At 45.5% G+C, this 12878-nt stretch carries 5 protein-coding genes; all 5 read left to right on the forward strand.

Translation table 11 applies throughout. The features are described 5' to 3' along the window. Positions 1-23 precede the first annotated feature (23 nt). Complete coding sequence (locus tag ACEZ3G_RS15145) at positions 24-965, forward strand: PorP/SprF family type IX secretion system membrane protein (protein ID WP_432426355.1); 942 nt, start codon at positions 24-26, stop codon at positions 963-965. Positions 966-976: 11 nt separating this feature from the next. Then, positions 977-2920, forward strand: a complete 1944-nt coding sequence (locus tag ACEZ3G_RS15150) for an OmpA family protein (RefSeq protein ID WP_432426356.1) — start codon at positions 977-979, stop codon at positions 2918-2920. A gap of 277 nt (positions 2921-3197) precedes the next feature. Then, positions 3198-6488, forward strand: coding sequence for a beta strand repeat-containing protein (locus ACEZ3G_RS15155; protein ID WP_432426357.1), 3291 nt, complete (start codon positions 3198-3200; stop codon positions 6486-6488). A gap of 248 nt (positions 6489-6736) precedes the next feature. Then, positions 6737-8899, forward strand: coding sequence for a DUF7933 domain-containing protein (locus tag ACEZ3G_RS15160; RefSeq protein WP_432426358.1), 2163 nt, complete (start codon positions 6737-6739; stop codon positions 8897-8899). Between the two features lie 510 nt (positions 8900-9409). Continuing rightward, positions 9410-12878, forward strand: a 3469-nt coding sequence (locus ACEZ3G_RS15165; protein WP_432426359.1) for a beta strand repeat-containing protein, incomplete at its 3' end; no start/stop codon positions are given.

Below are 12878 nucleotides of genomic sequence, written 5' to 3' on the forward strand. Positions count from 1 at the left end.
ACAGATTGACCATGATCATTAAAATGAAGTACCTACTATTGTTAGTGTCTTTACTTGTTATTCCTATGTTGGCCAGTGCACAACAAGATGCACAGTATACCCAATATATGTTCAATACCATGAGCGTGAATCCTGCATATGCAGGTTCAAGGGGACAACTTAGCATAGCGGCACTTTATCGTTCGCAGTGGGCGGGACTGGAAGGTGCCCCAAAATCACAAACTTTGAACCTTCATTCACCTATTAGAAATAGTAAAGTAGGGTATGGGCTTTCCGTTGTAAACGATAATATTGGTGATGGTACGGTACAAGAAACATATTTTGATGCTGTTATTTCGTATACTGTAGATGTTTCCTTGGAAGGAAAACTATCGTTCGGTTTAAAAGTTGGGGGTAATTTGTTGAACCTTGATTTTTCTGGTCTGCGAAACTTTGACGCCGAACCAGTGGCCACGGACAATATCGAAAATAAATTTTCTCCGAACGTAGGTCTTGGTATGTACTATCATACAAATAAATATTATTTAGGGCTATCGGCGCCCAATCTCTTACAGACCGAACATTTCGATAATTCGCAAAGAGATGCCAACAGTGTTCAGTTTTTATCGAAGGAGCGGATCAATTTTTATTTGATAACGGGCTATGTTTTTGACCTGAACAACAATTTTAAGTTTAAGCCGGCACTTTTGACAAAAGTGGTAGGAGGTGCCCCGCTACAAGTCGATGTTTCGGCGAACTTCATGTACGACGATAGATTCACTTTTGGTGCCGCCTATCGGTGGGATGCGGCCTTGAGTGCAATGGCCGGATTCCAAATTTCAGATCAGTTCATGTTGGGCCTTGCATATGATAGGGAGACTACCGAATTAGGGGGTACACAGTTCAATGACGGTTCTTTCGAAGTATTCTTGCGATTTGAATTGGTAAAATCGTTTCAAAGATTGGTATCTCCGCGTTTCTTTTAATTCAGGTGACCATGAAGAAAAAATTACACTTACTTATAATCGTAACGGCGCATTTGATTACGACGGTTGTTGTTGCACAAGAGCGACTGGTTAACAAGGCGAATGAGCAGTATCAGGATTATTCCTTTAGTCCAGCGATCGATATATACAAAAGAGTGCTTGAAAAAGGCTATGTTTCTGCCGACCTGCTCAAGAAACTTGGTAATTCATACTACTTCAATGCCGATTACGATGAAGCTGCCCAAACCTATAAAAGATTGGTCGAGGAATATCCTGCCGATGTGGGTCCAGAATATTATTTCAGGTACTCCCAGACCCTAAAGACTCTTGGAAATTACAAGGACTCTAATGATATGATGGCCAAATTCATGGAAATTACTACCAATGATATGAGGGCTTCCGCGTTTAAAGATGAAAAGGATTATTTGGACGAAATAAGGGAAAATTCGGGGCGATACGATATTGAACAGTTTCAGTATAATTCCCCTTATTCTGATTTCGCGCCGTCATTTTACAAAGAAGGACTGATTTTTTCGTCCGATAGAGACACGGGCAACTTGGCGCGCTACCGGCATACTTGGAATTCAAAAGACTTTCTCGATCTTTACAAAGTTGATGCCGATTCGATATCGACCAATACCGTGGTCAAGATCGGTGAAGAGGTAAATACGCGATTACACGAGTCGACCTCGATTACAACTTTAGACGGGAGCACTTTGTATTTTACCAGAAATAATTTTAAGGATGGAAAATATATCAAAGACGAAAACGGGGTAATAAGGTTAAAGATATTGAGTGCAACGCTTTCCGATGATGGAAAGTGGACAAACGTGAATGAGCTTCCGTTCAACAGTGATTCATATTCCACTGCGCACCCCGCCTTGAGTCCTGACGAAAAAACTTTGTTCTTTGCTTCCGATATGCCCGGTACTTTGGGAGAATCTGATATTTTTAGGGTTGAGATCAATGAAGATGGAACGTTTGGAACTCCTGAAAATCTAGGAAAAACTGTCAATACCGAGGCCCGAGAAACATTTCCCTTTGTAACCGCTGAGGAAATTCTATATTTTTCTTCAGATGGACACCCTGGTTTGGGCGGTTTGGATGTTTTTGCAACGAAAATCAAAGACGAACTTTTCGATAGATCTGTTGTAAATGTTGGTGGGCCGGTCAATAGTCAAATGGATGATTTTACGTTTATCTTCAATGAAGAAACAAGAAAGGGGTATTTCGCTTCCAACCGTTCCGAGGGACTAGGTGCCGACGATATCTATGGTTTTTTGGAGACTACTCCTCTTGAGCTCGACTGTAATCAGGCAATTACAGGTACGGTAAGGGACAAGATTTCAAACGAGGTGTTGGTAGGCGCTACGGTTAAGGTAATCGATGAGGAAAACAAGGAGGTCTCTTCGGCCATTACCGATTCTGAAGGTAATTATGTGCTTTCGATCGATTGTGATAGAGGCAATTTTGTTAGGGCGACCATGCAAGGGTACGTGCCATCTGAGGAGTATTTGACAAAATCTGATGGCAAGCCCAGAATAATCGATTTTTATTTGGAAAGGGACAGGGTCACTGCAGGTTTTGGTGACGATCTGGCCAAACTTTTGCAGTTGAGTACTATATACTTTGACTTTGACAAATATAATATCCGTAAAGATTCTGAGATCGAGGTCGAAAAAGTGATTGCCGCCATGGAAAAGTACCCAAGCCTAAAGATTAAGGTGAATTCACATACCGATAGTCGCGGCCGTGACTCGTACAATCTTTGGCTATCTCAGAAACGTGCTGAATCCACGGTTAATTATATGATTGCCAAGGGTATTTCTGCTAATCGTCTTCAGGGTGAAGGTTTTGGGGAAACCAAATTGGTGAACGGGTGTAAAAACGGGGTTCGGTGTTCCGCAAAAGAACATGAACTGAACAGAAGATCGGAGTTTATTATCATGGAGTAAATGTAATACCGCACACTGTTAAAAAGTGACCATTTAATGGTCACTTTTTTTATGATTCATATAGATGTTTGTTTTTATCCTCAAGCTTTTAAGAATGCCAAACACCATTTTTATGGCGTTTCACTAGTATTTCAGGACACTATACAACAAATTTTAGAGCAGAAATACTTTGAATGCTATCTTGCCTGATCAATAATGGTAAATATCATTTATTAAAACTATTGTAATCTTGATTTCCAAATAGAATAATCCAGCATAGAAGTCCGTAGCATCTATTATGAGGAGTTTTTTCAAATTATTATTCTTTACTTTGTTTCTGGTACCTTCCGTTGCTTGGTCGCAAGTCAATATCACCATCGAAGTGAATTGGCCCAGTTGGTCTTCCGAAAATAGGGTGATTTTTAGAGATCCCTCAAATACACAGATCGGAGCATCCATTTGTAACCCGGCAGCATGTTTTAACGGTGCAGGGAACAATTCATATAATAATATAGGTAGCCCCGCTTCCTATCCGGGGATAGCACTGGGAACAGGCTATTCTTTATTATTGCAAGACACTTGGGGTGATGGCTGGAACGGCACGAACCCTTATGTCAGAGTCTATCAAGACGGAGTTGCTATTGTTGAGACCAGCTTGACAGGCGGTACCAGTGCTGTGGTGACGTTCGACATTGTGGCCAACCCTATCCCTTTCAACCAAAACTTGATCCTTTTTGAAGAGTTTGACGGATATATCGGTTATACTTCAACGGGTAATACCCTTAGGGCGGCCAGCAACACTAGCAATGCCTGCTCTATTTTGACATCTTCCAGTAATACACTCACGTCGGCCATACCGGCCGGAGGAACTATTGACAGAGCTTATTTGTACTGGGCACATTCCGGTGACACTGCGGACACTCAAGTGACTTTTGAGGGCAATACGATTACGGCCGACAGAACTTATGGTTCGGCAATTACCAATCGTAACTTCTTTGGTAGTGTGAGCGACGTGACCGATATTATAGCGGGAATAACGGACCCATCGACAAATGTTTTTGACTTTTCTGGTCTGACGATTGATACTTCCAGTAAATATTGTAATAGTGCTACGGTAATGGGTGGTTGGAGTTTGATTGTCTTCTACACCGATTTAAGTTTACCGGCTTCAACGATTAACCTTTATGAGGGTTTTCATGGTGAGAGCAACTCATCATCGACCTATACCTTGGACGGATTTTTTGCTATTGGTGCTAGTGGTTCAAAAACGACCGCCTTATCCTGGGAGGGAGACCAAACCCTCAGTAACAATGAAGGACTCACCGTAACGACAGGATTGGGAACTTTTCCTTTGGTGGGTGATGGAGACAACACACTTGGCAATGCCAACCCCTTTAACTCGACCATTTTTGACAATACTGGAGCAATGACCGTCAACAATACAAATGCCCATGGCATGGATCTCGACACCTACGATGTTTCGGCATTTATACAGCCAGGGGAAACTTCGGTTACCACGAACATACAATCCGGTCAAGACTTTGTGATTCTCAATGCCGTTGTGCTAAAAGTACCATCTAACTTGATAACCGGTTTCGTTTTTGAAGATGTTGACTATGGTGGCGGGCCAGGTAGAAACTTGACGGCCTCTTCTGGAGTTCCCATTCCCAATACTACAGTTGAAATGTATAATAGTGGAGGCACTTTGATCCAATCGACCACGACCGATGCCACGGGAAGATACGTATTTGCCGGAATGGCCAATGGGCTATATAATGTGAGGGTAGTAAACGAAAGTGTTAGGTCTACAAGAGGGGGTGGCACCGGGTGTACCGACTGCATTCCTGTACAGACCTTTAGAAAGAATTACTTGTTGAGCACTTTGACCGATGTGACCAATGAGGTCGGTGGCGCTAACCCATCAGGATCCGATCCCGCGGCAGGTACACTTGCGGGGGCCCAAACGGTAGCATCGGTAACCATACTCAATGAAGGAGTCGCCGGACTTGATTTTGGATTTAATTTCAATACCATAGTAAACACCAATGAAGACGGTCAGGGCTCTTTGGAACAGTTTATTGTAAATTCAAATGCCTTGGCCGAGACCGGAATGGACATAGAGGCCAACAGTATATTTGATCCAATAGCTGGAACAGATGTTTCGATTTTTATGATACCTCCGACAGGAGATCCATTGGGCAGAACGGCCGATTCAAATTACGCAAGCGGATTTTTTGACATTTCGATTTCAAACGGAAACCCAATGACCGCTATTACCGATAATAATACTTGGATCGATGGAAGAACGCAAACGGCCTATTCGGGAGATACAAATACTGGAACTATCGGAGCTGGTGGTTCGCCGGTCGGAACTTCGGCCGTTTCACTTCCTACGTATGACCTACCTGAAATACAGGTACATCGCGACGGTGGAGACGTGTTCAAGATAAATGCAAATAACGGCATTGTCCGTAATTTGGCCGTTTATGCAAATGACAACTCAGGTATCAGGCTAGAAGGGGGATCAACCAATGTAATTGCAAATCTAATCGGAGTCAATGCATTAGGCAGTAATGCAGGTAACATTAGTTATGGAATCGAGGTCATTGACGGAGAAAATACAATAGAGGGTAACTATATCGCCACAAACTCGGATACGGCCGTTTGGATTGAAGACAGTATATCGACAACAATACAGAATAATCATATAACTTCGAATGGTGATGCCCCTTGTGATGATAATATAACAATAATAGGTGGTACCGGTATCGTTATTCAACATAACCTGATTGAAAATGCAGCGGCATTGGGTATAGATGGTGACGATATATCGGGAAATATAATTATTTCCGAAAATACGATTACTGGCTCGGGTCGGGATGGAGGTAGTTGTTCGGGAAACATTGAAAATGCAGGCATATTGCTAGATGGTGATAATTCATCGATTTCCAACAATATTATAGCCTCCAATGGGGGCCCTGGACTTGTTTTGGCGGGGGGTAACACCTCGGGCAACCTGATTTCCCAAAATTCGTTTTATGCGAATGGTACTTCTAGCCCGGCCTTGGGAATCGATTTGGATCTGTCGGACGGAATCGGTGACGGGGTCACGCTCAATGACAACGGGGATACCGATAATGGACCTAATGGAGCGATGAACTTTCCCATTATTTCAGGGGCATTCGTGAGTGGCACCAACATAGTTATAGAAGGTTGGTCCAGACCGGGGGCGACCATTGAGGTTTTTCATAGCGACATTAATGAGGGTACCGCATCTGTAGGTGACAACCAAATGGGTTTTTCTACCGATTATGGCGAAGGTCAAATATATTTGGCCAGTTTGACAGAAGGTAGTATGGCCGACATGGACTCGGGTACCTCAGGTTATGTTGATGATGATGGCAATACTGACAATACGAACAAATTTAGGTTTACCGTTTCCCTTCCTCCGGGAACCACTCTGGGCGACCTTATAACGGCAACGGCCACGCTCGCCAATTCAACTTCCGAATTCTCTCCGATGAGCGTCATAAAGGCATATACCTTGATTACCAATCGTAGAATTACGTATAGGGTAAAAAAGAATTAGAAAATTCCTACGAAACCAAAAGTTTTTTAAGCTTTATTTGGTCTGTAACATGTGATATATCAATGACTTATGGAGCCTTTTAAACGAGTGACAACAGATTGTTCTATTTTCACAACTTCATACTCTTCGACCCGCAACATTATTTTTTTCACCTAAAACATCAGTACTAGTTTTGTCTTATAGTATGATTTGACCGTTACGATTGGCTTTAACGGCGTTTCGTTCTAAGTATTGGACAATAACTTTAGATGGATTACACTTCAAATTTTGGCACAAAAAGATTAATTGCGTTTATATTTTTAGCGTTCACCACATTCTTTTGTTTCGGCCAGGCTATCATTACTATTGAAGTAAATTGGCCCAATTGGTCATCTGAGAACAGGGTTACGTTTCGCGATCCTTCAAATGCACAGATTGGGGCAAGTATATGTAATCCGGCGGCATGTTTCAATGGGTCGGGAAACAATTCGTACTATAATATAGGTAGCCCGGCGACATATACCGGTATAGCCTATGGTAGCGGATACTCCCTATTACTTCAAGATACCTATGGCGATGGATGGAACGGAGTCGGTTCCTATGTACGTGTTTACCAAGATGGTATCTTGATATTGAATACCGATTTGACCGGAGGTATTTCCTCGACAGTATCTTTCAATATATTGGCACCATCGCCGACCCTTTCAATAAACGACGTATCGGTAAATGAAAATACTGGTGTAGCGACATTTACGGTTACGCACGTTGGAAATCCCACTATTGGCCCGTTCACGGCAACATATACTACCGTCAATGGTACGGCTCTCGCGGGAAGCGATTATACTTCGAGTACCGGCACCCTTAACTTCAATGGAACCGCAGGTGACACGGAGCAAATTACCATTATTATCATCGATGAAACTGTATTGGAACCTGATGAAGACTTTCTCGTTCAGTTCACTGGTGCCTCCGATGGTACGGTAAATATCTCGGATACGGCCACCGGAACGATTTTGAACGATGATAATGACCCAAATTCGACAAGACCCTACCAAGAACGCTATTCAATGAATTTAAAGGGAGATTTTCTTATGCGGGGTAACACTAACTTAAGATGTGTGTCCAATTGCCCTTCAAGTCCTACCTCGAATAACCCATCCGTAGTTATGGGATACATAGATGTAGATTCAGATGGTACTACCGTGAACTCAAGTAGCAGTAATTTTTCCATTCCCGCGGGAGCGACCGTTCAATGGGCCGGACTTTACTGGGGCGGTATGTACAATAGTAGCAATAGTGGTATAACAAACCCGCCAGGAACCCTTAATATAGATCAGGTAAAGTTTAAAACTCCTTCTGCCGGAACATATGCTACCATTGATGCTGAAATTCGAAATATTGAGACCACGCAATTCTCGGGTTGGAGAACTTTCATGTCGTTCGCCGAGGTTACCGATTTAGTGCAATCGGGCGGCAACGGTAATTATTTTGTCGCTGATATCGCATTGACGACCGGAAGCTCTTTTACCGGGCCACATGGAGGATGGACAATGGTCATTGTGTACAATGACCCAACCGATAGTACTAGAAATGTGAGTATTTGGGACGGTTTTGATTTTTTTGGCTTTGGAGCCAATGATACCTTCACTGTTACCGATTTGTTGACCCCTGCAACGGGTGCTTTTGAGACCCATGCCGGTTATTATGGTATGGATGGCGAAGCGAGTCATACAGGCGACTATGTTAGCATTAATGGTACGGCATTGTCAAATGGGCTCAACCCGAATAATAACACATTGAATGGTACAATTACCGAGTACGGGACTGATGTTGGCGGGAGAAACCCAAATTTCGGATACAGTTGGGGGGTAGATATCGATATGTTCGATGCCACCGGTTCGGTGCCGAATGGTGCTACTAGTTTGAATGTTCAATTGGGAAGCAGCAATGAAGGTATTTGGGGCGGTGTTTTCGCCGTTTCAAATGAAATAGCATTTCCGGCCGTGTCAAGCAAGTCTTTCAGCCCATCAACTATCGTGCAAGGAGATGAATCTACGGTAACGATTATTGTCGATAACCCATCTAGGGGAGTGGACCTGACGAATTTTAGTATGACCGATACCTTCCCCGCGGGCATGCTAATGTCCGCTACGCCGAATGCCAGCTCATCATGCGGGGGTATCCTCAGCGCAATACCTGGTTCCGATAGTTTTACGATTTCAGGCATAAATGTTCCGGCCGGAAGTTCTTGCACTTTTACATTTGATGTTGAGACTTTGAACATAGGATCTTACCTCAATACGGTTTATCCTACGGATACCGCAAATGATCAGGGAATTCCGTTTGAAGGTGAATCCTCTGGCACGTTGATAGTAAAGGTAGGAAGTGTGATTACGAACAGAAGAATAACCTATCGAGTAAATAAAAACTAAAGATACAACGGTGAACCAAGAACCAAAAAAGAGATGGATTTTCTTACAGGCGTATGGCCGACAAGTACCGTCTTAATTGGGATAATCGATGAACGAAACTTTAATGAAAACATTAAAATCAAATGATGAAACCTCAAAATTATAGGACTAGACCGTGCATTTTAACACTTACACAACATTTATTTTCATGCGGTGGGCATTAAATTAATTTTGTATGGTGTAGTAAATCCGTTTGTAGAACATAACAGGTTTTAAAACAATTATACGAACCCCAAGTATGAATAACTTAACCGACTTAATGATTTTTTTTAAGAGTAATGTCCAGTTTGGACAAAATGATGTTAACACATCTTTCTTCCCTACTTCTTTTCCCTTTCAGGAAAAAGATCAGCAAAAGTCACAACGTATAAGTTAAAGTAGTTCAATGACAAAGTTCGGTGATTCTTTGAAAGGACACTTGGCAGGTTATTGTGAAAAAAATAGATATAGTAGAAATAAAGACAGGTTGTCATGAAGAAAAATATAGTATTAATCGCTGTTCTCTTGATTTCGGGTTTTGCGTTTTCGCAAACTACCGTTATGCTTGAAGATCAATGTAATTGTGAGGTGCTCAGTGGAACGCAGGTTACTGCTCCTGGTTTGGCAACTCCGGCAGGCGCTGACATTGGAGATATCTATGTCAATACAAATACAGGAACTATATATTTCTGGGACGGTGATACCTGGGAGCTGACCTCTACGGATAGCCAACAAATTCTTGATTTTAGTTTCAACAACCTTACAAACGAACTTACCCTTGAATTGGAAAATGGAGGTCCTCCGATAACGGTAACGCTCCCCGCGGAGACCTTGACGGTACTTGCGCTCGGCGCCGACGGCAACAGTTTGGACTATACCGACGAGAACAACGTTACGACGAACATCCCCCTGGGTGTCGGCTCGGTGGCCATGGGCGCCGACGGCAACTCTATCGACTATACCGACGAGGAAGGTACCACGACCAATGTGCCCTTGGGTGTCGGCAACCTGACGTTCGACAACCTCACCAGGACCTTGACCTATACCGACGAGGAAGGGACCGTCACGAATCTGGTTCTCCCCGCGGAGACGCTGACCGTATTGGCCCTCGGGGCCGACGGCAATTCCTTGGACTACACGGACGAAAACGGTCTGACCACGAACATCGCCTTGGGTGTTGGGAACGTCGCCCTTGGTGCCGATGGCAACTCTATCGACTATACCGACGAGGAAGGTTTGACCACGAACGTACCTTTGGGTGTGGGCACGCTGTCTTTCGACAACCTCACCAGGACCTTGACCTATACCGACGAGGAAGGGACCGTCACGAATCTGGTTCTCCCCGCGGAGACCTTGACGGTACTTGCGCTTGGCGCCGACGGCAACAGTTTGGACTATACCGACGAGAACAACGTTACGACGAACATCCCCCTGGGTGTCGGCTCGGTGGCCTTGGGCGCCAACGGCAACTCTATCGACTATACCGACGAGGAAGGTACCACGACCAATGTGCCCTTGGGTGTCGGCAACCTGACGTTCGACAACCTCACCAGGACCTTGACCTATACCGACGAGGAAGGGACCGTCACGAATCTGGTTCTCCCCGCGGAGACGCTGACCGTATTGGCCCTCGGGGCCGACGGCAATTCCTTGGACTACACGGACGAAAACGGTCTGACCACGAACATCGCCTTGGGTGTTGGGAACGTCGCCCTTGGTGCCGATGGCAACTCTATCGACTATACCGACGAGGAAGGTTTGACCACGAACGTACCTTTGGGTGTGGGCACGCTGTCTTTCGACAACCTCACCAGGACCTTGACCTATACCGACGAGGAAGGGACCGTCACGAATCTGGTTCTCCCCGCGGAGACCTTGACGGTACTTGCGCTTGGCGCCGACGGCAACAGTTTGGACTATACCGACGAGAACAACGTTATGACGAACATCCCCCTGGGTGTCGGCTCGGTGGCCTTGGGCGCCGACGGCAACTCTATCGACTATACCGACGAGGAAGGTACCACGACCAATGTGCCCTTGGGTGTCGGCAACCTTACGTTCGACAACCTCACCAGGACCTTGACCTATACCGACGAGGAAGGGACCGTCACGAATCTGGTTCTCCCCGCCGAAACAATAACCGATATTACAGGTACCCAAGCGGGTAATCCTATTGGTGTATATAACAACGAGAATGGCGATCCATTTACTATTAGTGAAACGATTACTACCATTTCCGACGCTGGAGATGGTAATGTGACCTTTACCAATGAGGCGGGTGCTAGCGTCACCGTCTCAAAATCGGACATTACGGCGAATCCCGATGGCACCTATACGTTCACCAACAACGATGGTTCTGACGTCATCATCGATACGAACGGCCTGACCATCACCAACGTTGTAGCGGGCAACCGTATCGCGACGGTTACCGAGGCCGACGGAACGGCGGTGGACATCAACGAGACCGTTACTGATATTACAGGGACTTCTGTTACGGGCAACGAAATCGGCGTCTATCAAAAGGAGGACGGCACTACGGTATCCATCCAAGAGACCATCGTTTCCATCACCGACAACAATGATGGTAATGTCACCTTGGTAAATGAGAGCGGTACGAGCGTCACCGTCTCAAAATCGGACATTACGGCGAATCCCGATGGCACCTATACGTTCACCAACAACGACGGTTCTGACGTCATCATCGATACGAACGGCCTGACCATCACCAACGTTGTAGCGGGCAACCGCATCGCGACGGTTACCGAGGCCGACGGAACGGCGGTGGACATCAACGAGACCGTTACTGATATTACAGGGACTTCCGTTACGGGCAACGAAATCGGCGTCTATCAAAAGGAGGACGGCACTACGGTATCCATCCAAGAGACCATCGTTTCCATCACCGACAACAATGATGGTAATGTCACCTTGGTAAATGAGAGCGGTACGAGCGTCACCGTCTCAAAATCGGACATTACGGCGAATCCCGATGGCACCTATACGTTCACCAACAACGACGGTTCTGACGTCATCATCGATACGAACGGCCTGACCATCACCAACGTTGTAGCGGGCAACCGTATCGCGACGGTTACCGAGGCAGACGGAACGGCGGTGGACATCAACGAGACTGTTACGACCATTACTGATAATCTAGATGGAACATTTACCTATAATGATGAAGCGGGTAATCCAACGCAAATTAATAAGTCAAACCTTATAGACAATGGCGACGGTACTTATGATTTTGATAATGGAGATGGAACCCCATTAACCTTTGTCGGAACTGACAATCAAAATGCGAGCGAGGTAGCTTTGAGCCCTAGTTTTGATGTTGATGGCGATTTGGTCGACGAAACAAATGTTCAGGAAGCCTTGGAAGATCTGGCAGCAAACAGTAGTGATGATCAACAGATTAGCAGTGCTGTCGTAATTCCAAATCGAACAGTTGATATAAATCTTGAAAGGGGTGGAAGTACTCAAATCGATGTTCGTGATGAGGACTCCGACCCTCTTAATGAAATTGAGATACCGGTAGGAGGTACTAACGGACAGATATTGGCAACTGATGGAACAGGTGTCTATTCATGGGTAGACAATGCTTCAGGCCCGCAGGGCCCAACAGGCCCAACAGGTCCAACAGGTCCAACAGGAGCCACGGGAGCTGACGGAGCCACAGGCGCAACCGGCGCCACGGGAGCCACAGGTCCACAAGGAGATACAGGAGCAACCGGCGCCACGGGAGCCACAGGAGCAACCGGGGCCACAGGAGCAACAGGCGCAACAGGAGCAACAGGCGCAACAGGAGCAACAGGAGCCACCGGAGCAACGGGCGCAACAGGAGCCACCGGAGCAACGGGAGCCACAGGAGCCACAGGTCCACAAGGAGATACAGGAGCAACCGGCGCCACAGGAGCCACAGGTCCACAAGGAGATACAGGAGCAACCGGCGCCACGGGAG

Source organism: Meishania litoralis (assembly GCF_042611095.1).
Lineage (GTDB): Bacteria > Bacteroidota > Bacteroidia > Flavobacteriales > Flavobacteriaceae > Meishania > Meishania litoralis.

Bases quoted from the DNA above. Each gene is read 5' to 3' on its own strand.
- ACEZ3G_RS15145 (WP_432426355.1), top strand. From the start codon at position 24: ATGAAGTACCTACTATTGTTAGTGTCTTTACTTGTTATTCCTATGTTG.
- ACEZ3G_RS15150 (WP_432426356.1), top strand. From the start codon at position 977: ATGAAGAAAAAATTACACTTACTTATAATCGTAACGGCGCATTTGATT.
- ACEZ3G_RS15155 (WP_432426357.1), top strand. From the start codon at position 3,198: ATGAGGAGTTTTTTCAAATTATTATTCTTTACTTTGTTTCTGGTACCT.
- ACEZ3G_RS15160 (WP_432426358.1), top strand. From the start codon at position 6,737: ATGGATTACACTTCAAATTTTGGCACAAAAAGATTAATTGCGTTTATA.